The sequence below is a fragment of the Prolixibacteraceae bacterium genome (assembly GCA_019720755.1).
GTDB classification, from domain to species: Bacteria; Bacteroidota; Bacteroidia; order Bacteroidales; family Prolixibacteraceae; genus Halosquirtibacter; species Halosquirtibacter laminarini.
Genome location: CP081303.1, coordinates 404,542 through 429,633, shown reverse-complemented (window position 1 = coordinate 429,633; position 25,092 = coordinate 404,542). Strand labels below are relative to the sequence as shown.

Genomic DNA, 25,092 nt, shown 5'->3' with positions numbered 1-25,092 from the left:
TAGTTTTTAATAATTAATCCACATCCCACCATAGCGGAGTACTTCCAATATCTGGTCCTCCTAAAAGAGTAATTGCTTTAGCAATGTTATCTGCATTCGTACTATACTCTCTATGAGAGAACGGAATACGTTTAATTTGATCTTCACTACTGACTTTGCCATTACTCCTATTATCTTTAGGAGGGAACAATTTAGGATATCCTGTTCTTCTGAATTCCGACCATGCTTCTTGTCCATTAGGATACATTGCAATCCACCTCTGTGTCATGATCTTCTCAAGTTTTTGAGTCTGAGACAAAGACTCATCCCACTTCACCGTTGCAGTGATTTCTGTACTTATATTGTGTCCAACCACAACCTCTGTACTATAATTTATTGGAGTAGCTGTTTCATTTTGGATGTACGCATCTGCTCCTGAACAATTCCATTGTTGGAATGATTTGGTAATCCCATCGTTGTAAAATGTCTTAGCATCTCCACCCATATTCCAACCAAGAGTAGCACCTTCAGCTCTTAGGAAAGAAACCTCTGCTGCAGTAAGCCAAATTAAGGGAGAGCTCTTTTCAAAATTTAATCGAGAGAAGTCTTCGTAGATAGCAGAGTTTGTTACTCTAACACTTGTACGAACTCCATAGTATCCTTCTTTATCACCACTTTTGCCAGCCTTGAAATATTTAGCCACACGAGGGTCACTATATCCATTTAGGATGGACTCCATATTGGCACTCATTCGAATTTCATTATACCCATTCGTTATTCTCTCTAGTGGATTATTTTCTACAGGCAATACAGCATTATCGCCATTAGATATAATTACACCGAACTCTTGATTCACCGCCTCTTCAGCATACTGTTTTGCTAAGTCAGGCTCAACACGATTAATACGCATTGCCAATCTTAACTTAAGAGAGTTCGCATATTTAATCCAACTCGTATAATTCCCTTGATATACTTGATCGTATTTTGGAGAGAATCGACCTTGTGGGTTGGCAACAACAAATTTAGTCATTACACTAATGGCGCTATTTAGCTCTTCAAAGAAAGATTTATAGATCACCTCTTGAGAATCGTAAGGGACAGCAAAAACTCCTTCTTGAAGCTGCGTATATGGTAGAGGACCATACATATCTGTCAATCGAATCAATGCAGATATTTTCAGAACTTGTGCAAGAGCATAGACTTCTGAATTTTCATTATTAACCGCTTTCTTGATCTCTCTCCAAGCCCCAATGATATCCACGAAAGTTCCGAATGGGGTATCGATCCAATTGTTATCAAAATTATAGGTTGTGGAATTTGTTCCACCACCCCATGTTCCTATAGTTGAAATATATCCCGAGTAGACATCTCCAAAAAGACTATGATTTAACTGATAAACATAGGCATCCACATTGGCAGGATTGGCTATCACATATTGTTCTAGCTGTGGAAAGAAAGATCCAATCTTGAAATTGTCATACGCTAATTGATCATCACTAACCCCGTAAGGATCGGTGTTATACTCCTCAAATTGACTTGTACATCCAACCAACAATAAAGCGAAGATGGAACAAGCAGTAAGTGACTTAAAGAGACGCTTAATATAATTAGTATTTTTCATCTTTGTCGTTGTTTAGAAGTTAAACTTAATATTGAAACCAAGACTTCTTTGACTAGGTAACATAAACAGATCGATACCTTGATAGTATGTGGTATTTGAAGGGGCTAGTTCAGGATCAAAAGGAGCTTTATTGTAGAACATAAATAAGTTCTTACCTACAAAAGCAAGTGTCACCTTTTTAGCGACTGATTTGGTCCATGCATTCGGTAGTGAATAAGATAATGTCAACTCCTGAAGACGAACATTAGTCGCGCTATATACATAATGAGATGCCATTCCACTTTGTCCTGTACCCACAACGCTATTATAATACTGTGGATCAACCATAGCACCATTTACAACAATTCCTCCATTATCACGAGCTATTTGAGATGTCTCAGATACACCAAAGCGATCCATATAAGCTTGAGTAGAAGATACAACTACCCCACCAACTCTCGCGTTAATCAAGAAGTCTAGTGTAAAGTTCTTGTAAGTAAAGTTATTTCGCCAGCCTAAGTTATACAGAGGGTTAGATGATCCAACCTTTTGAATATCTCCAACAACATCTATTTTACCAGAACCTGGATCAACAAAGATATTTCCTTGGTTATCCTCTTTTAGTTTATTCGTTGTATAGATATCTCCAATTGAGCCACCTTTTTTCAATTTCACTAAGAATGAACCAACAGTAACCATATCCATCTCATTGATAGAAACAGATTCTCCTGTTATTGGGTTGATAGCATTATCAACTAACTCAACAATTTCATTTCGATTTAAAGAGTAAACAAAGGAAGAGGTCCACTTTAATTTACCAATCTTGTTGTTTAAAGCCAAGGAAGCCTCAATACCTCTATTTTGTATATTTCCTGTTTGAAGATAGTAACTGTCGTTACCCGATGATTGTGATACTCTTGGGTTAAAAGTCTGATTATATGTATTCGACTCATAAAAAGACGCAGACAAATCAATCCAATTATTGAACAGTTTAAGATCGACACCTATCTCTTTAGACTTGGTATTCTCAGGTTTCAGCTCTCCTAAAGAACCCGTCTTCTGTGTTGAGACTTGTCCTTTATCAATATTATAAAGCATATGTGTTAAGAAACGAGAAGGTGGAGCTCCTACTTCACTATAAGAACCTCTAATCTTCATGAAATCAATGAATGAAGGCATTTTAATACACTCCGATAAAATAGCAGAAAGTCCTACAGATGGATAATCAAAAGCACTATTCTGTGTATAAGCTAACATCGAGGCCCAATCCTTACGATAAGATCCTGTAAGGTAGAATGAATTCATAAACCCTAACTCTACGTTCGCAAAGACAGACTGTACTTGGTCATGAAAACCTGATTGCTCAATTTTTGTATTCTGGTCTTTAAGATCTAGATTCTTGGTTGTAAACAAATTCGGAAGTGTCAACAGGGTTCCCCGCATCCCATTAGAATCGTTGTAATTGTCAATAATAGAAGTTCCTAAATTTATATTTAAGGAGAAAAGTTCTGTACTCTTACTGATATTTAACAATGCATCCGCATAAATCTGTCGATCTAAAGTATTAGAAATACCATAACCTCCGTTTGGTCCTCCTGCAAAAAGCTCTATAGTACTTGCATATAATTTCCTACTCGAAGTAGTATGCTGATTATCCATTCTAGTTCTTGCGTTGATATTCATCCAAGGGGTGATATCATACTTTAAACCAGCAGATAACATATAGCGGTATTTCTCTTGCGTATTAATATTTTTATTTACAATCCAATATGGATTTTGCATAGACAAAGATCCTTGGGTTCCATAAGGCCAAAACTGTGTTTTAATACCCCTACTAGGATTATATCTCTCATACATTCTAACATTATCAAAGTCCTCTCCTACAGGGAAAAGATAAAGAGGGACCAAAGGATTGTTATAGATTCCTTGTGTTAGAAGATTTTGGTTATCCATCTTAATAAAGTTGGCAGATAGATCTAAATGCATCTTATCGTTTGCAAACACCGAAGTATTTCTGATCATTACATTATATCTATTATACTCACTATTAGGCACGATACCTTTCGAGTTTGTTGAAGCAATAGATGCAAATGTTTGATTCTTTTTAGTACCTACAGATAGATTCACCGCATTAATAAAATTTGTCCCTGTTTGAAAGAATTTCATTCTATCAAAGTTACTTTCTTGATCCAATTTAGTTCCCCAGCTTTCATAAGACCCTACCTGAGATCCATAAGTGGATTGAAATCGAGGAGTCACAAATGGTTTGCAAAATTCAGTTGTATTGGAATAAGTTAACTGCAATTTACCCTCTTTACCCTGCTTTGTGTTGATGATGATCACACCATTTGCGGCATAACTTCCATAAAGAGCTGCTGCGGAAGGACCCGTTAGAACAGACATGCTTTCGATATCTTCTGGATTGAAATCAGCAATCCCTTCACTAGTTATATTGCTGTTAAACATTCCACCAGCATCTCCAGCTGTATTAAAAAGAGGAACCCCATCTACCACATAAAGGGTATTGTTATTCTTTGAAATAGACTTATTTCCACGCATTACGATCTTCACAGCACCACCAAGCCCAGCAGCACTACTATTTACTGTGACCCCGGCAACTTTTCCCGCAATTCCTTTCACAAAGTTTACATCTTTAGCCTGCGTCACATTATCACCATCAAGTTCCTGAACTTCATAACTTAACACTTTCGCTTTTCTCTTAATACCTAAAGCAGTAACAACGACCTCATCAATATTCTTTACATCCTCTTTCATAATCACCTTGTTAAAGGATCCTACTTTAAGGGATTGTTCAAATGAAGACATTCCAATAAAAGAGAATTTAAAAACAGCGCTTCTTGCTTGAATAACAAATTGACCTTGTTCGTTGGTTGTTACTCCATTCATGGTACCTATTTCAATGATCGTTACCCCTGGTAAAGGCTGTCCATCCACATCAGACACGACTCCCTTGAAAAGTTTCTTATCATCTTGGGCTTTGAATACGACCAAACCATTCTTAGAGGTTGAATAAACCAAATCATTAGAGTCAGCAATGTAATCTAAGATGTCTTTCGCTGAAGCATTCTTAAATTTAGTACCAAGTTTTCTGTTCGTATTAAGATCCTCCGTCTTGAAGATAAAACGAGTAGATGTCTTGGATTCAATCTGATTTAAGACATCTTGGATCTTAATTGTTGGGTTGTTAAAGGAAAGTTTTTCCTCATCAATTCTAAAAGAAGAGGTGAAGATAGCCAATACTATACATACCATAGTAATAGCTCCACTCCGAAAACGCAGGAGTGGTTCACGAGAAATAAATAAATTCATACATCAAAGTTTAGTTAAATTAATTAGTTAGTTTTTGGGTCATTTACTGTAGTTTTTTTGGTTCAATATGATAGCCGTCGTTATCTTTATAATAGGTTGCATTGCTTATATCGCATAGGATAGATATTATCTCAGGAAGTCCCTCTTTTTTGAAAATACCGGTAAACTTATACCCAGCGAGTTTGCTATCATTAAATGATATTCGGATTTGATATCGACGTTCTAACTTCATACAGATAGAGGCAAAACTTTGGTCTCTTAAAATCATTTTGTCCTCAATCCATGCTTTACAATCAGTGGTTTGCACTCCTTTATTAAAAACATATCGACCTTTAGAGTCTACTCGTACCTGCTGGTTTGGAGTCATCTTAAGAATCTTATCTGCAATGTTTAGTTCAATACTTCCCTCAATTAATGTAGTAGTGATATAGGGATCTTCAGAATAGGCTTCAATATTAAATTGAGTTCCTGTAACAACGACTTTTTGATTCTTCGAAATAACTTCAAAAGGGTCTCCGGTGGAAGCTACATCAAAATACCCCTCACCATCAAGAATAACACTACGGATGCCGCCATCACAACTATAAATAATACTACTTCTAGAATTTAGAAAAACGGATGTTCCATCAGGTAAGATAGTGTGAGTTCTATTTCCTACTTCCGTTTCAATATGTACATAAGTATATTCTGACAGATAAGCAGAAACAACAAATAAAGAAGTGACACCAATTAAAAGAATAACGCATGCTGCCAAAAGTCTCTTATACAAAGAGATGCCCTTCAGATATTTATTAAGCCTATTTTGTGTTAAAATATTTTCTAATGACTCATTATGATTATACCGTTTATCTAGGTCATGAGATAAATTATAAAGCAAATTTACCTGCTTTAACTTTTCCATATTTTCAGGAGTTTCATCAATCCAATCCATAACTCTCTGACTAGTCTCATCAGAATGATCTCCTTGAATATGATCTATTATAACGTCTTCTATTTTCGATTCTTCTCTCTTCACGTTTGGTTCTTTTTCTATGTAACGAATGAATATCTAAATGGTATGATAAAAAAAAATACTTTTTTTTAATATGATGATATAATTATCTCTATCATAGAAACAAATAAATACTCTATATCATTAATTGACAATTAATTACGATGCAATTACATATTATTATTATTTTTCAATAAATAAAAAAGCTACCCTCTTGGAGGATAGCTTTTAATCTCTTTATATATTTTTATTTAAACATCATACAGGGCTTTTCCATAAAAACTAAAAAAGTCATCAAAAAGTGTTTTATTTGAATAACGACAAACATATAAAACCTTTAAGATGACTAAAAAAACGAAGTTAAGGAATACTATGAATATTTGAAAGAAAATTTAGTAGATCCTAGAGATACACGAGGGAAGAAGCATGATTTAGAGTTTGTCCTTGTAGGTATCACTCTATCAATTATTACTGGAAATACCTTGCTGTCTGAGATTTCTCGTTTTCTAGAGAATTATCATTCTATATTACGCAAGATCGTTGGACTGCCAAAATGTAAACCTATATCATATAGTCAATTACGTCGTATAATATCCTTTTTAGCTTCAACTAATTATCAAGAGGTTCAATCAAGCTATTTTGGATGGCAGAACACAAAAGATGATGATGACTGGATTTCTTTAGATGGCAAAGAGCTACGAGGAACAATAGCTAAGAGTCTAGGGCAAAAACGAGGTCTAAATATTGTATACGGCATAAGTCAAAAGGATAAAATATCTACAGCCGCAACATTTTATGAAGGAGCTAAAGAAAGTGAAATAACGACGGTAAGAGAGCTCTTAAATGATCTATCTTTGGCATCTTCGAACTTAACATTTGATGCGCTTCATACACAGTTTGAGACTCTTGAGAAATGTGAAAGTGCCAAAGGAATCTACATTGCACAAGTAAAGAATAACCAAAAGAATTTGAATGTAGAATTACGGAATCATGAACAGTCAAGTGTTGAGTTTATGAGCCTTTCAATTGATAATAAAGGACATGGAAGAAAAGAAACAAGAACTTACTCTTTTTATGACATCAGAAAGGTTACACTTGATGAAAAGTGGGTTCATTGTGGAATCAAGAGTTTAATTAAAGTCGATAGAGATCGCCTAATAGTAAACTCGAATAAAAGGTCGATAGAAACCTCATATTATATTAGTAACCGAGATTGTAATGAAATACATCCACATAAATATGCGAAAGCTATTAGGGGACACTGGACGATAGAAATGAGTAATTATATAAGAGATGTTCTATTCTCTGAAGATAATATACGATGCTCCAATAGAAATCAAGCAAAAGGAATGGCAATATTAATTACAACGGTAGTTAATTTAATACAACGAAATAAACCTAAAAACATTAAGGCTCAGAGAGAAAAGTTCTTATCTGATATTAGAAAGATGGCTTCTCTTTTTGTCATTTAACATTTTTATGAAAATGCCCTGAAACATCATAAGTTTTGGTATAATTGAAGGTTCTTCATACACAGTTTACCACTTCCCTTTAATCCGACTCTTATATATTGCGCTTTTAATGGAGAATCTAATATGATATCCCATGATCTACCAACTTTTATTTCATCTATATCATTACACCAAACCTCTCTCCATCTATCCCCATCACTACTAATCCATACAGTCATCTCTCGATTTGCTGTTAATCCGTTACGATGCGTACTAATAATCTTCATTGCATCAATTCTCTTCAAAACACCTAGGTCTAATTGAAGATATGGGTTTTTCTCTTTCTTCGATTCAAATACATACTCAACATTTTTTTCTGAACCACTAGAAAGTAGAAGAGACTCATAGCTCTTTGAAGTTCTATCAACAGAAGAGTATGTTACTTTAGCCTCCGTTGAAATAAGTCTACGATTCACGGATGCCATCACTTTAGAGGAAAGTATCATTGGGTAATTCGATTTTAAGCCAATGGACATATTGTCAATCTTCTCGAATCCAATCTTATAAGCTGGAGAAGACGCTTTCAGTTGGATGTCCTCTTTTCTTAATCTTCGATATTTTGGTAATGCTTTAACAAAAAGAGGATCTGAAACAACCGATCCCTTTTCGAAATCTTTATGCATCTGCATCTTGTTCAAGAAATCCTTCTCAATGTTCTGGTCTGTTGTACACCAAAATAAGTTTTGTTTGTTCTCACAAATATCAAATGGCGTTGTAAATTGTTTGATCTTTCTCGAAGAATATGGAACCACTGCTCTATTATCAAAATAGAATATATTATGAACCACCTCAGCTCCAGATTTCTTTACTTGTCTAGGGTATGACGTAAAACGAACCGTAGAGTTTAAAAAAATATTATTCTTTAGATGATTACACCCCTTATGTACCACACCTCCACTTGCGATGATATTGCTTTCGAAACAAGTACCACGTTGCCAATCATCGGTTCTCATTCCATTACCAACGACTTCCACTAACATATTCTTGCGCATAATATTTCCTTCTCCTGCACCAGAGACATTTAAAGAGGCACCATCACCGATCTTAACTCTTGTACGGTATATATCATTATACTCAACTACATTGTTTTTTGCATGTAAGTATGGAAGGATAGATTCCTGAGTAACTCCTTTCTTTGATCTCAATTTTTGATCTATTTCACTCCATCTTAGTGTTTTGGATGCTTCGTCCCAATCCACTGATTCTCCCTCTATAAAAATAGGCGCACGAACCCCACAAATTCCAATTGCTTTACGAGGACAGTTCTGAATCAAGTTATGACCTACATAGTTATTACCACTCTGCCACATAAAGATCGCATGACCATGGTAAATTACTTCACCACAATGATCAATAATATTGTTCTCAATATGATTATTCTTGTTTACATCTTTTTTTCCTGGGCCATAACCAGCAAGAAGAATCCCCATATGCCCTACATGATCAATTAGATTGTTGGTTATTTGGATATCTTGAGCATATAAATCTAAACGAATTGCAGAGTTTCCTGAGTTCGTAAACCTACAATTAGTCACCCCACAACTCTCTGCAGCCCTAAACCTTAACAGTGCATTAGGACAATCAAACTTATCCCAGTCATGCTGTATACCCCAACCTTTGTGTCCTTTCCACCAATCATATCTATTTCCATAGCTGAAAGTTAACCCATCAAAATAGATATTCTTTACTGGGATATCCTTTAGGCTATTGTAATTCACCTTTCCTTCTACTTTAAACAACTCCGTTAACGTAGGAATAACCTCTCCGCCGGAAGGTTTATGATTCTTAGGCCAATAGTATATTTTTCTATTTTTATGATCTGCATACCACTCCCCTGGACTATCTAAAAAACGAATAGCATTTTCTGCATATGCAGGATGGTGGTCCTTAGGAGTAGTAAATGGAGCTGAATTTGCTTCATACTTTAGCCATGCAATATGATTATCAAAATCAACTGAATCGACCCCAATAATATTGTGAGCCCAAGGGACAGGACAAAAAACAAATTCTATATCACTCCACTGGTCTCCCTTCTGTATCAAACCTTCAGGAAAAGGCATCTTTTTTAATAAAAAACGGTCTTTTTGTTTTGCAATATTTCTACTTGCAAAACGTGGTGCTTTTTGCATTTTATGATTAAACCCATGGCTTCTTGAGCGTAGCAATCTTTTACTTCCATCATAAAGAACTCTTACAGAATCTACATTGTCAGGGAAATTTGCAACCCAGATCTTTCCTTGACATTCTGATTTAAGCCCATTTACCCTCTTTTTTAATGGAGTCCACGAAGCCACGGCGATCCCAGAAGAAAATATTGGTTGCTCATTAGGAGCTGCTCTATAAGTTATTTTATTCCCTCCTATGCCACTATCTCTTAGATCAAAGACAACGGTATTAGATAAAAAGAAGGTCCCATTATGAACAAACACTTCTATGTCCCTATTTCGTTTCTCTTTAGACAAGGTTCGAATATAATTACGAGCCTCCTCTATAGAGAAAAATATGTTATTACCTGACACCATTCCTTTCTTTGACGTGGGATATACATCTAATTGAAGTGTTTTATTTGCCATGGAAGTGAAACTGTTCCCTAAAAGAACAATAAACAATATCCAGCTAAAAGATAGTTTCATAATTTAGTCTTTTATGATTGTAGCAAATATAACGGCAGTAACGATCTGAAGATAAATATGAATATCACAATGGTTAACAGTATTATCACATGAAGTCCCCTTTTCATTTAATAGGATGCTGTATCATGATACGAATAGATCTCCTTAGAAGAGAAATATATCATAATTATTATAATCAAGATCTAAAAATCTAAAGGGATCACTATATTTAGGCAGATCTTATAAAGTAGATAAATAATGAGGAGAAGAGAGACGGCAATCTTATTACTTCTGATTTTATTAAGCCCATTAGCCAAAGCACAAAAACAAGGAATTAATCAGTGCGACAAGAACGGGTTAAAAACAGGGGAATGGATTGCAAAAAGAGAAAATGGTTCGATAAAATATAAAGGATATTTTACACAAGGACATCCCGTGGGTAAATTGTATAGATACTACCCAGATGGAAAAACAAAAGCAATATTAGATTTCTCTATTACAGGAGATACAACACAGGCTTTCTTTATCTATCCTAATGGGAAAAAAGCTGCACAAGGGGAGTATATTAAAAAGAAAAAAAATGGTACTTGGAGAACTTTCGCCACTTCCGGACAAGTAATATCTGTACTTAATTTTAAAGATAATCAACTTGACGGTACAGCAAAGACTTTTTATGAGAACGGGAACCTAAAGACAATGTCTATATGGAGAGATGATAATCTGAATGGGAACAAGTTTGAATATTACAAAGAAGGAGCACTTTTGAGTAGATCTCAATATAAAAATGGGATCGAATTTGGTATTCATAGAATGCTATATCGTGATGGTAAAGTTCGATTTGAAGGAAGTGTTGAACAAGGGCTGAAACAAGGCCCGTGGAGATATTACAAAACCAATGGAGAGCTCCAATGTGAGCTAAGATACAAAGATGATAAACTCTTAAATCCAGAAACTTTAGAAGGAATTTCACAAGATATTATTCCAACAAAAGAGGAGTCGAAGAACAAAGCCCTCGACCCCAATGATTTTAAGTATAACCCAATGGAATATATACAATCAATAAGAAAGACACAAAATAGGTTCTAACTATTGATATTGCTCAATTACACGTGCAATGGATCTCTGACAAACTGCACAGAATCCTTTGCTCGTGTTTGTCTTCATACGACAATCTTGTCTAGGTGAATAGACTCCTTTACTCATGTAACCTCCACCTTCAAAGGCTCCAATAGTATTTTTATATTTTTTACTGCGAGGGGTTGGGATTGGAGTTTCTCCCTTTACAAGATCTTTCCACTTACCACTAAAATCAACCATGGTGGTGATATTTGGTTCCCACGGCTCCACATCTAAACTATAATAAGCCTCATCAAAAGCAGTAGAAGAGGTATAATACTCATCCGCTAATCCAGCAAAACCATGTCCGAACTCATGAATAAATACCTCCTCGGACAACTTGTGATCAACAGAAGTTAAATTGATAGAATTATAAAAACCTCCTCCTCCGTAGTTGTCAGTATTCACCAATACATATATTTGATCATAAGGAACAATAGCGGCATCTTTATAAATCTTTTTCATATCTCTTGCGGTTAAATAACGTGGAATATCAAAAGTATAAAATGAAGATCCATAAGTTGTATTCTTATACAATTTCTTTCCTGGAATATCACAGCCGCTTTCCAATGAGGGATGGAAAAGAGCAACAAAATTAAAAGCATCCTTATACTCGTTGTAAGGAGCCATACTAAATAGAGCTTTCGTCATCCTTTTACAATCAGATATAAACTTTTCTCTCTCAGATTCGGTATAACCTTCCGCTAACATCACAACATCTACTTTGTGGGATATATTTTTACCATTACCCCAAATAAGCTCAGTAGAATAGTCCTCTGATTTTTCACTATTGATAAAATAACTCTTCGGATCAAAGTTGTTTTCTGAAAGGGTAAGCATTGTTCCATCAAATTGACGTTCAATAAGTTTAATAACACATTCCTGTTTGGGTTTAGGGAAACGAAAATTATATAGATATGACTTTGTTACAACCTTAGCCACCGCAGTGCTCTTCCACTCTTGATATAGAGGACTAAATCCCTTTGAAAAAAGAATCTCACCTTTGGCTTTAGATACAAGTTGTAGCTCATAGTTACCATAATGAAGTTTATTCGTTAAATGGGTCTTAGATCCAGCCCAAACACCTTCTAGATAGTAATTACCAATAACAGCAAATGTAGTATCAGCATTTCCGCATAAATCAAACTCAAAACGTACAGTGTTATTTTCAAACAGATCTTTGAAATCAGAACCTTCTACAGAGAATGATGATAGCGTAGAAAAAATGAATGCACATAGCAAGTAAAATGACTTTAGCCGCATAATATTTAACGTTTTTATGTAAAAAAATAGATATCTTTGTTGTAATAATTTGCTCTAACATTAAGCATTACTATGATCACATCTCTGTATCAATTACTGAAAAAATGGTTCTTTGAACTAGGCTTACAACCAAGTTGGAATCAATATCTAGGATTAGTTATATCACTTATCGTAATATTCCTGGTCGCAATGATTCTTTATTTTATAACAAGAAAAGTTATATGGTCAACGCTACCAAAGCTTGTAAGCAAAACCAAATCAAGATGGGATGATTTTATGTTTAAGAACAAATTCTTTAGAGGATTTGCCCACCTATTTCCTGCCGCGCTATTTTATAACGTTTCTGATTTCGCAGATGCGGATTTCCATGTAGTGACCAACCTCTTAACCGAAGGTACAAAAATATATCTAACTTTAATTATTGTTTATCTTATTGACAGATTCTTAGATACAGTACTAGATATCTATAATACCTATCCATTTGCAAAAGAACGCCCTATTAAAGGATACATACAGATGGTTAAGATATTTATGTATGTAGTCGCTGGGATTATCGTCATATCCATTTTACTTGATAAAACACCATCTACTATTCTTGCAGGTTTGGGAGCTATGGCAGCAGTCCTACTATTAGTATTTAAAGATACAATCCTAGGGTTCGTAGCTAGTATCCAGCTCGCAGCAAACCATATGCTTAAAATTGGTGATTGGATTGAGATGCCCTCACGGATGGCTGATGGCACAGTGGAAGACATTACTCTCAATACAGTGAAAGTTCAGAATTGGGATAAGACAATCACCACTATACCAACTTATGCAATGATTTCTGAAAGTGTCAAGAATTGGCGAGGCATGGAAGAGTCTGGAGGCAGAAGAATAAAGAAATCAATGTTTATTGATGTCAATAGTGTAAAATTGATTGATGAAGAGAGATACAATGACCTGCTCAAAAATAAATTCATTGAAGAGGGAGAAACTTCTTATAACAACATTTCAAATCTCACTCTCTATCGTAAGTATACCAAGAACTACCTAAAGAATCATCCCAAGATCAACGAATCGATGACTTTAATTGTAAGACAATTGCAACAAACTCCTTATGGTATGCCATTAGAGATATATGCATTCTGTACAATAAAAGAGTGGGGACCCTACGAAAATATTCAATCAGAGATAATTGAAACCCTTTTGTCAGCACTCTCTCATTTTGGACTGAAATCTTATCAATATCCAACGAACTTACCCAAACAATAGTGTTCGTGTGACAAAAATCAATTAAATTATATTATCAAAAAGGAATATCTTTTTACATATTATTAATAGATTTGCCAATCTAAAGAAAACATTGTGTTAAACATATCAGATCGTTGCACACATAGGGTATTTTTACCTATATTTGCTTCAAATTAAAGAAGTTTTCATTGTTTTTGTAACAAATTATAAGCACTGTGAAAAAATATACTGAAAGTTCAGAAATGGAGTATACAGAAGAAATCGTTCATATTGATGAACTTGATAAAAAGATTCTTCAGCTCATTACGAAGAATGCAAGAATTCCATTTCTTGAGGTAGCACGTGAATGTGGTGTTTCCGGAGCGGCAATTCATCAACGTGTTCAAAGATTATTAAATATCGGAATTGTATCTGGCTCAGAATTCATTGTAAATCCTAATAAGCTTGGATTTAATACTTGTGCATATCTAGGAATATTCTTAGAGAAAGCCAATTACGATAAGAAGGTCGTTGAACAACTTAAAGAGATCCCTGAAGTTGTGGAGTGTCACTTTACAACAGGAGCTTGGGCTATATTCATAAAAGTACAGGCCAAATCAAATCGTCATTTAAAGAAGATTATTGATACGGATCTACAAGCAATTGATGGTATTGCTAGAACTGAGACTTTCATCTCACTAGACCAAGTCTTTAAAAGACAAATACCAATCTCTTAATGAGCTCTACCATAAAAAAGAGGATATTCTTAAACGAATATCCTCTTTTTTATTCTCCACATCTTGCCCCTTTTATCACATACACAGATACATTAGTTATGAAAAGGAGGGACGTATGGTATCAATAGAAAGGGGATATACTATGTAGGACGTCCCCTCTATTATTATTCTATATTTAGAATGGAAGATCATCATCCTCTGAAGCAGCACTGTTATTTGCAGCAGTGTTGTCATTAGAGGCTGGTGTAGCAAATGAATTAGGATCAAACTGAGGAACAGTTCCTTGAGCTTCTCCTGGTGCTGCAGCAACAGCAGGTTGAATTCTCCAAGCATTAACATTATGAAAATAACGTCCTTGATACTCTCTTGATTCTACTTGAAAAGATACTTCAACATCAGATCCAGGCTGAAATCCTTCAATAAGAGATACTTTATCATTGAAAAGAGTAAAACATATCGTTTTAGGATACTGTTCTTCTTGAGTTGTAATTACAAACTCTCTTTTCTTCCACTCACCTCTAGCGCTTGTACCTGTAACCATGTCAAGTACTTTTTCTAATTTACCTTTTACTGTAAAACTCATAATGGCTTTTAATAAAATTGAATGTTTAATACAAAGATACAATTAATTAGACAATTATGAAGTTAAAGAAATTATGAATCATTCCCTAATTATAAACTCAAAAAAAAGGAGATCCTAAAATTAGAATCTCCTCTCCTCATTAATAATGAGATAATAGATTTAATTACTTAACAATATCAAGCAATTGAATATCGAAAACCAAAGTTGAGTTTGGTCCAATATCTTGACCTGCACCTCTCTCACCATAAGCAAGACTAGCAGGAATAAATACTTTAAACTCAGAACCAACAGGCATCAATTGGATTGCTTCAGTCCATCCTGGGATCACAGAAGAAACACCAAATTCAGCAGGTTTTCCACGTTCAATAGAGCTATCAAATACTTTTCCTTCAGGATTTTTAGCATCAGGAATTAAACGACCAGTATAGTGAACTTTTACTTTGTCATCTTTAGTTGGGATAGCACCATCCCCTTTTTTGATCACCTTATATTGCAAACCTGACTCAGTAGTGACAACACCCTCTTTAGTCTTGTTTTCTTCTAGGAATTTTTCTCCTTTTTCAACATTTGCTTTTGCTGCTTTCTCTTGCTGTGAAGTAAAGAATGCACGAATAACTTGTTGACGCTCTTCAGCAGTCATTTTAGTTTCGCCTTTGTTAATTGAAGTCTGAATAGCTGAAAGAATGATATCTGCATTCAATTCAGTTCCACCTGGAGCACTCTCTAAGTTCTTTGCAAGACCTTCACCCATATCAGCACCAATAGCATAAGATGTTGAGTCTGCTTGGTTATTAAGTGGTTGATTTTTTGCACCACTTTGACATGACGCGAAAGCAAATGCACCACCGATAGTTAGTGCGTAAGCAAGATTTTTAAGTTTCATATTAATCAAGTTTATATAAATTTCGGATATTATGAGTATTGAATTATTTACTCTGATACAATATCAAGAAGTTCCACTTCGAAAATCAAAGTTTGATTTGGTCCAATAGCACCACCTGCACCTTGTTCTCCATAAGCCAAATTAGAAGGAATGAAAAGACGTCTCTTCTCTCCAACTTGCATCTCTTGAAGCGCAATTTGCCATCCTTGGATCACTGCATTTAATGGGAAAGTAGCAGGGTCATTACGTTCAACAGAGCTATCAAATACAGATCCGTCCAATAATGTACCATGGTAATGACATTTAACTTGCTGTTCCAAAGTAGGTTTTGCTCCATTTCCCTCTTGAAGTGTGATATATTGGATTCCACAATCCATTACAATAACTCCTTCTTTTGTAGCATTTTCAGCTAAGAAAGACTCTCCTTCAACAAGACTTTCTGATGCTGCCTCTGCATGCTTTTCGTTAAGGAAAGATTGAATTGTTGCATTTGCCTCTTCTGCACCAAGCTTAAGCTCTGCACCGTTCAATGCATCATTCAATGCCTCTAATACTTTCTCTGAATCTACCTCTTTAATACCAGCTCCAATGATGTTTGAAGCCATACTTAAACCTAGCGCGTAGCTTAATTTCTCAATCGGAGATGTAAAAGTTTCTGCCATTTCTATTTGTGATTATTAAAATATAAAACCCGAAGATAATGCTTTTCGTAGAATAATGGGACTGTTGAATAAAAAATTAAAAATATTAACGCTACATTAACGCTTCACTCCTCTTAACATCTCTCTTTTCCCTGGAGGGCCAGGAATACGCTCCATCAACAATCCTGCAGCCTGTAATGACCTTCGCACAACTCCTTTTGCGCAATAGGTCGTTAAGATAGCAGAAGATCCCATAGCACGTACTACATGAGCAAACATCTCGTCACTCCACAAATCGGGCTGTTTATCAGGAGCAAAAGCATCATAAAAAACCAAATCTATCGATGGTAGATCGCTCCACTTCATATCGTGCATATCCACATGATATTTTGTCAAAGTGAAATGGTCCGAAATAGGCACACTCTCTCCCCAAGGAGCATGATGAAGCTGTTGTAGAACTTCTTCTCCATCCTCTTCATCAACGAGAGGACCATAATTCAATAGAGAAAATTCCTCTTCTATCAGGGGATATTTCTCTATCGTTATAAAATTCATTTTAATTCCGAGCCTCTTTGATTCGAAGAAAGCGAGAAGGACATTTAACCCAGTACCAAAACCTGCTTCAAGCACATGAATATCACTCTTCGTAATACAACGAAGTCCCGCATCAATAAAGACATGCTTAGACTCTTGTAACGCACCATGTATCGAATGATAATGCTCCTCTAATTCTGGAATAAAGAGAGTGACACTTCCATCTTCAGTTTGTGTCACACTTCTCTCTAAATGTTCTGATATCATTTTACTCAATTCTTTTTTCCATTATTTGTTGACGGATACGAGTTGGAAGAATACGAACCCATCTTTTCTTTTGCAACTTCGACTTATCTCTTTCAGGGTGCAATAAGATAAAAATCATAAACCAAGAGAAAAGCACAATCCCCTTAACAATGGAAGATATAGAAATACTCCACCAAACACCAGTCATCCCAAGCGCTGGGATCGAAGTCAACCATAATGCAAGTGGTATCCTTAAGCCTGTAAAAGTGATTCCGACAAACGAAGGAGGCGTTGTTTTACCCAATCCATAAAAAGCACCAGATGTCCCAATTTCTAGACACATAAATATCTGGCTTATTCCAAGAATAGAGAAATAGATACTTCCTAGTTTTATCGCTTCGACTTCGTTAATGAATATTCCGAAAATTTCGCCTCCGAAAAACACAAATATCGCGCCAACCACTGCACCTATAGTAACACTGATTGCGACTGCAACAAGAAAACCCTTATAGATACGATCCCATAATTTGGCACCATAATTCTGTCCAGTAAACGCTGCCAAGGCAGTAGCAAGCCCCTCAATAGTCATCCACGAGATAGACTCAATTTGGGCTCCAACACTCTGTACAGCAATAGGAAGGTCACCCCACTGAGAGATGATTCGAGCCATTACCATCGCAAAACAGGCAAACAAACCACTATGCAAACCAACTGGAGTACCTACCTTAAATATCTCTTTGGTTATTTCCCACTTCATTTTAAAGTGTTCTTTGCATAACGGAAGATTGATAATATTTTTCTTCAACGCAAAAAAGAATATTATCGTCACAATCATTTTAGAGAGAACTGTAGCAATAGCAGCTCCTTCTGCTCCCATTGCAGGAATTGGACCATATCCAAAAATTAGAAGTGGGTCCAACGCAAAATTTACTAATAACCCAATAGAAGTTGCTTTAAATGGAAATTTACTATTTCCAGCTCCCGTAAAGATACCAGAAAGAGGTTGATTCATATAATAGAATGGTGCACCCAAAGCAATAATCTGAAGGTAGCGAACGGCCATATGAACGATTTCAGCACTATCTAATTTAAAAAAACCGATAAGCCAAGGGGCAGCAAAGTAAGTAAAATAACCATAGCCAATGGATAGGATTACCATCCATACAATCGCATTACCTGTAAATAAACTAGCTCCTTTTATATCTTTGGAACCAAATCTTTGTGAGACTCCCACTTCTGTTGCAACTTTTGCAATAAGCATTACTGAGACACCTAACCAGGTAAAAAAAGTAGCCGTTCCTACTGCTGCAACAGCTTCAGAACCAACATGTCCTAGCCAGACCATATCAAGCATATTATATGCCATCTGAAGAAAAGACATCCCAATAATAGGCATTGCCAACTTTACAAGAGCTTTACTTATGGAGCCCTGTGTAAGATCATTTGTAGTTTTCAATGTAATATAAATTTAAAAATAGTAACTTTACATTTATTCAAATCAAGTAACAAAACGATTCAATATGTATATTTCCATACACCCCGATTCTCCACAAAAGAGAAACATGGACCAAGCACTCGCAGTACTTGAGACAGGAGGAGTTATTATCTATCCAACAGATACGATCTATGGGATTGGTTGTAATATTAATGAATCGAAAGCGATTGATAGAGTTGCCAAAATTAAAGGAATTAAAGCAGAAAAAGCATCTTTTTCATTTATTTGTCACGACTTTACACAGCTTTCACAATATTGTAAGCCTATATCCAATGATGTATTCAAACTAATGAAACATCTTCTTCCTGGTCCATACACTTTCATCTTAGAAGCAAACCATAAAGTTCCCAAGATGCTAAAGAACAAAAAGAAGACCATTGGTATTCGTATTCCAGACAATCAGATCATACGAGATCTTGTAGAAATATTAGGAGCTCCTATATTAAGCACATCTGTTTATGATCCAGATAAAGTGATTGAATACACCACGGATCCGGAGTTAATATATGAGAGATACGAACATAACATAGATCTCATGATAGATGGAGGAACAGGAGGCAACATCCCATCCACCATCATTGATTGCACAAATGGCAATTTTGAAGTCATTAGAGAAGGATTAGGAAAGATTGACTAACTCTATCCGAATGTAATCAGATGATCTTGTCCAACATCCTGCCCCTCTCCTTGTTGATATGCAGTCAATATACTAGAGTAACTAATACACGAATCGACACACACCACATTATTTGACAATATTTGAGCTCCCTCTGCTCTACAATAGTGCCCACAAAACACGAGTGGTGCTGAGGGATTGTATGTCTCAATTTCCGGAAGAAGTTCTTTGGGTATTGTATAATCAGGCAGAGAAAACTTCCCTTCAAAACACAACTCTTTAAAGCTATTCGGAAGCTCTTTGATCCACCATTTGATTCGAAACTCTTTTCGATTCAATCCATGATTACAGTATATTTTCATGTCAGAAGGCAACACCATCTTTGGACCATTCAACAGAAACGAAAGTGCTTTCATTGTATCCTGATGATCTAGCACCAGACTACGAATCTTAGACTTCTTTAACTTCTCCTCTTGATGAAAGAAATTCCACTTACTTATCGCTTCATCACTCCATGCAGCATGAACAATGCGAAAACCATCTAACTCTAAATACATAGGAACGGTTCTTAACCATTTCATATACTCCTTTAGATGTTTCTGCTCCTCTTTAAATGCCAAGCGGGTTGATTTACACATCCGTCCTGATTTCTCCACAAAATCCGGCTTCAACAAATCTTGCCCCTTAAAAGAGTGCCAAACCATTAAAGCAAATTCATGATTCCCAATGATTGCATAAGCAGTTTCCGCCTTACACATATTCATCACAATCTCGAAAGTCTCAACAATTTCAGGACCTCTATCGATGAAATCACCACAAAAAATAGCTTTACGATTGGGATGAAACCAAACAGAATCATTCTCACTGTACCCCAATTTTATTAATAACCCCTTTAAATGAGTAGCATGTCCATGAACATCCCCTATTATATCAAACTCCATATATTCAAATAAAATGTACTGTATAAAACTATAAACGTAACCATCAAAATTTTGTTTTAAGCTACATCTATCTTCAAATTGATTTATATAAAGGTACAAACAAACATATTTCTTCTCTTTCCATATGTATAAAAAAAGTACTAAAAAATCTATGGCACAAAAAAAGGGAAGCACTCATCAGAGACTTCCCTTTCAAAATTGTTTTATAAGTTACCTAAATTGGTTATGTTTTAGGATTTTTGTTTATAGTGAACAGTTGGTAATTCTCTAAGACGTTTCGCTGCACTCTCTGCGGTAATATCACGCTGAGGCATACCTAACATCTCATAACCAACCATAAATTTCTTAACCGTTGCAGATCGAAGCAAAGGTGGATAGAACATCATATGGAAATGCCACTCTGGATGATCCTCTCCATCTGTTGGTGCTTGATGTATCCCTGCTGAGTATGCAAAACTAACCTCAAAAAGATTATCATACATCACAGTCAGTTTCTTATACATATCTGCAAGCCCCAACTTCTCCTCTTCAGTAAACTGATCTAAAGAAGCCACTTCTCTCTTGCTTACAATCATTGTCTCAAAAGGCCAAACAGCCCAATAAGGAACCAAAGCAACAAAGTGATCATTCTCTGCCAAAATTCTCTCACCCTTGTCTAACTCTTTTTCTAAGTAAGCTGAAAGCAAAGTTCTTCCATGCTTCTTCAAGTAAGACAGCTGTCGATCACTTTTTTTCTGAGGTTCATTAGGTATCATACTTGAAGCCCAAATCTGTCCATGAGGGTGTGGATTAGAACATCCCATGATACTTCCCTTATTTTCAAATATCTGAACATAGTTGATATCCTCTTTAGCACCTAACTCACGGTACTCTTTTTGCCAAAGGTCCACCACTTTCTTAATCTCAGCCACTTCCATCACTGGAACGGTCAAATCATGACGAGGCGAAAAGCAGATCACTTTACAAATACCCTTAACGCTATCCGCGACAAAAAGATCATCCTCGGACACCTCACCATTCGGAGTATCTTTTAGCAATGCACTAAAATCATTGACAAAAGAATAAGGCTCATTATACTCCGGATTCTTCTCACCTCCAATACGCTCATTTCCGGGACACAAATAACACTTCTCATCATAGGCAGGACGCTGTTCTTCAACTACTTTCTCAACTTGTCCTTGCCATGGACGTTTTGAACGATGTGGCGACACCAATATCCACTCCCCTGTAAGAGGGTTCATTCTACGATGTGGATGATCTTCTATATTAAAATTCACTCTGATTCTATTTTTCTTATAATTAACTTAATTTACATCCACCCTCTCCAATTTCAGCAACATAAAACTCTGGTTTAAGACCCGTACGAGCTTCATAGTTTTTGCCTACTTCAGAGATAAATGTATCCACTGCATCATCCTTAACGATCGAAACAGTACAACCACCGAATCCTCCTCCAGTCATACGAGAACCGATAACACCGTCAATCTTACGTGCCTCTTCAACCATCGTATCAAGTTGTACTCCTGTCACCTCATAATCATCTCTCAATGAATCATGAGAAGCATTCATTAAAGTACCGAACACATCAATATTTCCACGTTTCAGTTCTGCTACAGCATCACTAGTACGCTGAATCTCAGAAACCACATGATGCGCTCTACGGCGAACCACTTCATCATCTATTGAACCAGCTACCTCATTAAATGAAGTCATATCAAGCTCCCCAAGATTCTTAATTGGTTTCACTTTAGATATTGCCTTCACTGCTGCAGCACATTCTGCAACACGCTCATTATATTTACCTGAATCCAATTTATGTGGACTGTTGGTATTACTAATTACAATCTTAGCACCCTCCAATTTTACAGGAACTAGGTCGAACTCTAATGTATCACAATTTAGGAAGATAGCATGGTCTTTTGCACCCATACCTGAAGCAAATTGATCCATGATACCACAATGCACTCCAGCAAATTCATGCTCCGCTTTTTGGCTCATTTTAACCAGCTCTACTCTGTCTAAACCTGTATTATAAGCATCATTAATAGCAACCGCAGTTACCACCTCTAATGCAGCAGAAGAAGACAAGCCAGCACCATTAGGAACATTACCATAAAACATAAGGTCTGCTCCACCATCAAAAGCAATTCCCTTTTTTACAAACTGAGCTAAAACTCCAAGAGGATAGTTCACCCATTTGTCGTCCAATGGAGCAGTTAACTCATCCATAGACAACTCAGTCTCAAAAGGAAGATTCAAAGAGGCAAAACGAAAAGAAGTTCTCTCTACTCTTCTTACCAAACAGTAGGTACCAAAAGTTAAAGCACATGGAAAAACAAATCCTCCATTGTAATCGGTATGTTCCCCAATAAGGTTCACACGACCTGGAGAGAAAAACACATCTACATCCCCTTCTCCATACTTTTCGATAAACTTACTTTTTAAATCTTGTATATTCATGGTATTATCAATTGAAATCAGTTAGTAATATGCATCCCAACCCAACTGGTTGGTACTGGTCGGTAAAACTACACACTTTTATCATATTTACAAATAGCACAAACATGTTATAAAGCATTACATTAGACTAAAGAGAGGCTCGAAGTGTCATTCCAGATGGGTTCCTCTCTCGAATAAACTCTTGATTTTTAACCACTTCAGCAAGCCTTTCTCCCATCAATTTAAAATCTGTAGAGATGGTTGTAATTCCACCTGCAACCACCTCTTTTAATACAGTATCATTAAAAGAGATCACACCCAAATCTTCTCCTAGTTGTAGTTCATGATCATTTGCAGATTTTACAATAGCTACCAGATTGCGATCCGAAGGGATTAAATAGACCTCCCCTTTGGTTATCTCTCTAGAGTCCAATGATCTAATAATCTCATGATCATAACCACACTTGTCACAAAAATCTCTAAATCCCTTTAATCTACCCTCCGGCTCTTTTCCTCCGGGGAACAACATAACCAATTTTGAATACTTTTCTAAAGCATCCTTATGTTCCACCAAACTATCATAAACATCACTTTCAAAATCCTGATATAATGAGGAATAGTTGGAAAGATTCGGATAATAACGATCTAATAAATAAACCTTATTTTCAGGCAAGACAGCCAAAACATCTTCAATATCCCCAAACATCGCAGGCATAATAATATATGAGGTATAATTTCCAGCAGAGCCACTGATAAGTTGTTCAAAAAGATCTCTATTAAAGTGATGGAAAAAAATATCTACTTTCGTCTCAGGTCCCATAGAGGTAACAAATGAATTATATAGATCCTCTTTAAAAGAATTCAACTCATCGAAAAGAACAAATATTCGCCTCTCTACTTGTATATTGTCATCCGAAACATACACGCCCTTTCCTGGCTGAGAAACCAAGATACCCCTAGATTTCAAATCATTAAAAGCCAACATTACAGTATCTCTCGAATATCCAAATGCTCGACAAAAATCATTTATAGACCCTAACTTATCCCCTTTCTGAAGTCGTTGTTCTTGAATCGATTCAATGATTGCGGCAATAAGCTGTTTATATTTTGGAGTCCCTTTTGACTCGTTTATTTGAATAATCTCCTGTACCATACTTCATGTTCATAAATTCAACATACAAAAATAAATAAAAACAGACTTGTAGCAACTAGTATGTTTTTTTTTATAATATTTGTGAAGAGCTAAATCATAAACAAGTTATCATATGAAAATATCAACCCAAGCCTTTGGCAAAACAAATGACGGAAAAGAAGTTTCCCTTTACACTCTTGAAAATGGCAAGATGATTGTTAAGATCACGAACTATGGAGCAATCATAACAGACGTTCAGACGCCTGACAATGAAGGTAACTTAGACCATATTGTACTTGGATTTAATGATCTAAAAGAGTATACCTCTAAAGAATACATAGATGGATGTCCTTATTTTGGTGCTATTTGTGGCCGTTATGCAAACCGTATTAAAGAGGGAACGTTTTCGATTGATGAACAAGAGTATAAACTAGCAATCAATAATGGTCCCAACGCATTACATGGGGGAATAGTTGGATTTGATAAAATAGTTTGGGATGCGACAACAGAAGAATCATTAAACAATGTAGCAGTAAAACTAACATATCTAGCAAAAGATATGGAAGAGGGCTACCCAGGAAATATGAAGGTTACTGTAACCTACACACTAACAGATTCGAACGACCTGATTGTTAAATATCAAGCATCTTCAGATAAAAAGACAGTGATCAACCTTACGAATCACACATATTTCAACCTGAATGGGGCGAACAGCACCATCAAAGATCATGATTTGGTAGTCAATGCCGATGCAGTAACTCCAGTAGATGAGAATCTTATCCCAACAGGAGATTATCTTTCTGTGGAAGAGAGCGCTTTCGACTTTAAACAACCAAAATCATTAGGATTAGAGATTGATAGTTTGGCCGATGGTTACGATATAAACTTCGTACTAAACAAAGAGAATGATCCTTTGTTTGCTGGGACTCTTTCTCATGCAGAAACAGGAAGACATGTATCGGTATTTACAACCCAACCTGGATTACAAATCTATACAGGATACTACATTCCAGAATTTACTGGACATGATAATAAGAAGTATGGGAAGTACATGGGAGTTGCGATGGAGACACAACATTTTCCAGACTCTCCAAACCAACCGAATTTTCCTTCAGTAACCTTATCTCCAGAAGAGAAGTTCGAAGAGATAACTCGTTTCCATTTTGAAACGAAGTAGATGACTCTCGTTTGAAAATAGTTTAAAAAGCCATCCATAATCACGATGGCTTTT

20 protein-coding genes are annotated in these 25,092 nt (G+C 36.0%); 6 read left to right on the top strand and 14 right to left on the bottom strand.

What is annotated here, in order from left to right; all coding sequences use genetic code 11:
• Positions 1-13 precede the first annotated feature (13 nt).
• The 3 genes from K4L44_01725 to K4L44_01715 are packed head-to-tail and all read right to left on the bottom strand — an operon-like array spanning position 14 to position 5,924.
• On the bottom strand, positions 14-1,600 hold the full coding sequence (locus tag K4L44_01725; GenBank protein ID QZE14614.1) for a SusD/RagB family nutrient-binding outer membrane lipoprotein: 1,587 nt from the start codon (positions 1,598-1,600) through the stop codon (positions 14-16).
• Between the two features lie 12 nt (positions 1,601-1,612).
• Positions 1,613-4,909 carry a SusC/RagA family TonB-linked outer membrane protein gene (locus K4L44_01720; protein ID QZE14613.1) on the bottom strand — a complete coding sequence of 1,099 codons (3,297 nt, stop codon included), beginning with the start codon at positions 4,907-4,909 and terminating at the stop codon, positions 1,613-1,615.
• Between the two features lie 43 nt (positions 4,910-4,952).
• Entirely contained in the window at positions 4,953-5,924 is a 972-nt protein-coding gene (locus K4L44_01715) for a DUF4974 domain-containing protein (GenBank protein QZE14612.1), read from the bottom strand.
• Positions 5,925-6,280: 356 nt separating this feature from the next.
• Here K4L44_01715 and K4L44_01710 point away from each other — a divergent pair, with 356 nt between their 5' ends.
• Complete coding sequence (locus K4L44_01710) at positions 6,281-7,372, top strand: ISAs1 family transposase (protein ID QZE14611.1); 1,092 nt, start codon at positions 6,281-6,283, stop codon at positions 7,370-7,372.
• Positions 7,373-7,398: 26 nt separating this feature from the next.
• On the opposite strand, the gene K4L44_01705 is transcribed toward K4L44_01710, so the two are convergent.
• Positions 7,399-10,044, bottom strand: coding sequence for a right-handed parallel beta-helix repeat-containing protein (locus tag K4L44_01705; GenBank protein QZE14610.1), 2,646 nt, complete (start codon positions 10,042-10,044; stop codon positions 7,399-7,401).
• A gap of 237 nt (positions 10,045-10,281) precedes the next feature.
• On the opposite strand from K4L44_01705, the gene K4L44_01700 reads away from it, so the two are divergent.
• Entirely contained in the window at positions 10,282-11,109 is an 828-nt protein-coding gene (locus tag K4L44_01700; GenBank protein QZE14609.1) for a toxin-antitoxin system YwqK family antitoxin, read from the top strand.
• Here K4L44_01700 and K4L44_01695 read toward each other — a convergent pair whose 3' ends face one another.
• Positions 11,110-12,402 (bottom strand): IgA Peptidase M64, encoded by a 1,293-nt coding sequence (locus K4L44_01695; GenBank protein QZE14608.1) that lies wholly within the window; start codon positions 12,400-12,402, stop codon positions 11,110-11,112.
• Positions 12,403-12,678: 276 nt separating this feature from the next.
• Between K4L44_01695 and K4L44_01690 the strand changes: the two genes are divergently transcribed.
• Together K4L44_01690 and K4L44_01685 are read left to right on the top strand one after the other, a co-directional pair.
• Positions 12,679-13,656, top strand: coding sequence for a mechanosensitive ion channel family protein (locus K4L44_01690; GenBank protein QZE14607.1), 978 nt, complete (start codon positions 12,679-12,681; stop codon positions 13,654-13,656).
• Positions 13,657-13,877: 221 nt separating this feature from the next.
• The gene (locus K4L44_01685; protein ID QZE15934.1) at positions 13,878-14,351 is read left to right on the top strand and encodes an Lrp/AsnC ligand binding domain-containing protein; all 474 of its coding nucleotides are present in this window, start codon (positions 13,878-13,880) and stop codon (positions 14,349-14,351) included.
• 175 nt (positions 14,352-14,526) lie between these two features.
• Here K4L44_01685 and K4L44_01680 read toward each other — a convergent pair whose 3' ends face one another.
• The 5 genes from K4L44_01680 to K4L44_01660 form a co-directional block, all read right to left on the bottom strand.
• Positions 14,527-14,934 (bottom strand): DUF3127 domain-containing protein, encoded by a 408-nt coding sequence (locus K4L44_01680; GenBank protein QZE14606.1) that lies wholly within the window; start codon positions 14,932-14,934, stop codon positions 14,527-14,529.
• Positions 14,935-15,097: 163 nt separating this feature from the next.
• On the bottom strand, positions 15,098-15,817 hold the full coding sequence (locus K4L44_01675; protein ID QZE14605.1) for an FKBP-type peptidyl-prolyl cis-trans isomerase: 720 nt from the start codon (positions 15,815-15,817) through the stop codon (positions 15,098-15,100).
• Between the two features lie 47 nt (positions 15,818-15,864).
• Positions 15,865-16,479, bottom strand: coding sequence for an FKBP-type peptidyl-prolyl cis-trans isomerase (locus K4L44_01670; GenBank protein ID QZE14604.1), 615 nt, complete (start codon positions 16,477-16,479; stop codon positions 15,865-15,867).
• Between the two features lie 96 nt (positions 16,480-16,575).
• Positions 16,576-17,259, bottom strand: a complete 684-nt coding sequence (mnmD, locus tag K4L44_01665; protein QZE14603.1) for a tRNA (5-methylaminomethyl-2-thiouridine)(34)-methyltransferase MnmD — start codon at positions 17,257-17,259, stop codon at positions 16,576-16,578.
• Position 17,260: 1 nt separating this feature from the next.
• Positions 17,261-18,694 carry an MATE family efflux transporter gene (locus K4L44_01660; protein QZE14602.1) on the bottom strand — a complete coding sequence of 478 codons (1,434 nt, stop codon included), beginning with the start codon at positions 18,692-18,694 and terminating at the stop codon, positions 17,261-17,263.
• A 64-nt stretch (positions 18,695-18,758) separates the two neighbouring features.
• Between K4L44_01660 and K4L44_01655 the strand changes: the two genes are divergently transcribed.
• On the top strand, positions 18,759-19,370 hold the full coding sequence (locus tag K4L44_01655; protein ID QZE14601.1) for a threonylcarbamoyl-AMP synthase: 612 nt from the start codon (positions 18,759-18,761) through the stop codon (positions 19,368-19,370).
• 2 nt (positions 19,371-19,372) lie between these two features.
• Here K4L44_01655 and K4L44_01650 read toward each other — a convergent pair whose 3' ends face one another.
• The 4 genes from K4L44_01650 to K4L44_01635 form a co-directional block, all read right to left on the bottom strand.
• Entirely contained in the window at positions 19,373-20,290 is a 918-nt protein-coding gene (locus K4L44_01650) for a metallophosphoesterase (GenBank protein QZE14600.1), read from the bottom strand.
• Positions 20,291-20,520: 230 nt separating this feature from the next.
• Positions 20,521-21,531 (bottom strand): UDP-glucose--hexose-1-phosphate uridylyltransferase, encoded by a 1,011-nt coding sequence (locus tag K4L44_01645; protein ID QZE15933.1) that lies wholly within the window; start codon positions 21,529-21,531, stop codon positions 20,521-20,523.
• Between the two features lie 58 nt (positions 21,532-21,589).
• Positions 21,590-22,750, bottom strand: coding sequence for a galactokinase (locus K4L44_01640; protein ID QZE14599.1), 1,161 nt, complete (start codon positions 22,748-22,750; stop codon positions 21,590-21,592).
• Positions 22,751-22,877: 127 nt separating this feature from the next.
• The gene (locus K4L44_01635; GenBank protein QZE14598.1) at positions 22,878-23,882 is read right to left on the bottom strand and encodes a GntR family transcriptional regulator; all 1,005 of its coding nucleotides are present in this window, start codon (positions 23,880-23,882) and stop codon (positions 22,878-22,880) included.
• 112 nt (positions 23,883-23,994) lie between these two features.
• Between K4L44_01635 and K4L44_01630 the strand changes: the two genes are divergently transcribed.
• Complete coding sequence (locus K4L44_01630) at positions 23,995-25,038, top strand: galactose mutarotase (GenBank protein ID QZE14597.1); 1,044 nt, start codon at positions 23,995-23,997, stop codon at positions 25,036-25,038.
• Positions 25,039-25,092: the final 54 nt, after the last annotated feature.

Excerpts from the sequence above, each read along its gene's own strand:
- K4L44_01725 (QZE14614.1), bottom strand. The coding sequence starts at position 1,600 with ATGAAAAATACTAATTATATTAAGCGTCTCTTTAAGTCACTTACTGCT.
- K4L44_01695 (QZE14608.1), bottom strand. The coding sequence starts at position 12,402 with ATGCGGCTAAAGTCATTTTACTTGCTATGTGCATTCATTTTTTCTACG.
- K4L44_01640 (QZE14599.1), bottom strand. The coding sequence starts at position 22,750 with ATGAATATACAAGATTTAAAAAGTAAGTTTATCGAAAAGTATGGAGAA.
- K4L44_01720 (QZE14613.1), bottom strand. The coding sequence starts at position 4,909 with ATGAATTTATTTATTTCTCGTGAACCACTCCTGCGTTTTCGGAGTGGA.
- K4L44_01670 (QZE14604.1), bottom strand. The coding sequence starts at position 16,479 with ATGGCAGAAACTTTTACATCTCCGATTGAGAAATTAAGCTACGCGCTA.
- K4L44_01645 (QZE15933.1), bottom strand. The coding sequence starts at position 21,531 with ATGAACCCTCTTACAGGGGAGTGGATATTGGTGTCGCCACATCGTTCA.
- mnmD (QZE14603.1), bottom strand. The coding sequence starts at position 17,259 with ATGATATCAGAACATTTAGAGAGAAGTGTGACACAAACTGAAGATGGA.
- K4L44_01675 (QZE14605.1), bottom strand. The coding sequence starts at position 15,817 with ATGAAACTTAAAAATCTTGCTTACGCACTAACTATCGGTGGTGCATTT.
- K4L44_01680 (QZE14606.1), bottom strand. The coding sequence starts at position 14,934 with ATGAGTTTTACAGTAAAAGGTAAATTAGAAAAAGTACTTGACATGGTT.
- K4L44_01690 (QZE14607.1), top strand. The coding sequence starts at position 12,679 with ATGTTTAAGAACAAATTCTTTAGAGGATTTGCCCACCTATTTCCTGCC.
- K4L44_01650 (QZE14600.1), bottom strand. The coding sequence starts at position 20,290 with ATGGAGTTTGATATAATAGGGGATGTTCATGGACATGCTACTCATTTA.
- K4L44_01630 (QZE14597.1), top strand. The coding sequence starts at position 23,995 with ATGAAAATATCAACCCAAGCCTTTGGCAAAACAAATGACGGAAAAGAA.
- K4L44_01705 (QZE14610.1), bottom strand. The coding sequence starts at position 10,044 with ATGAAACTATCTTTTAGCTGGATATTGTTTATTGTTCTTTTAGGGAAC.
- K4L44_01655 (QZE14601.1), top strand. The coding sequence starts at position 18,759 with ATGTATATTTCCATACACCCCGATTCTCCACAAAAGAGAAACATGGAC.
- K4L44_01685 (QZE15934.1), top strand. The coding sequence starts at position 13,878 with ATGGAGTATACAGAAGAAATCGTTCATATTGATGAACTTGATAAAAAG.
- K4L44_01635 (QZE14598.1), bottom strand. The coding sequence starts at position 23,882 with ATGGTACAGGAGATTATTCAAATAAACGAGTCAAAAGGGACTCCAAAA.
- K4L44_01700 (QZE14609.1), top strand. The coding sequence starts at position 10,282 with ATGAGGAGAAGAGAGACGGCAATCTTATTACTTCTGATTTTATTAAGC.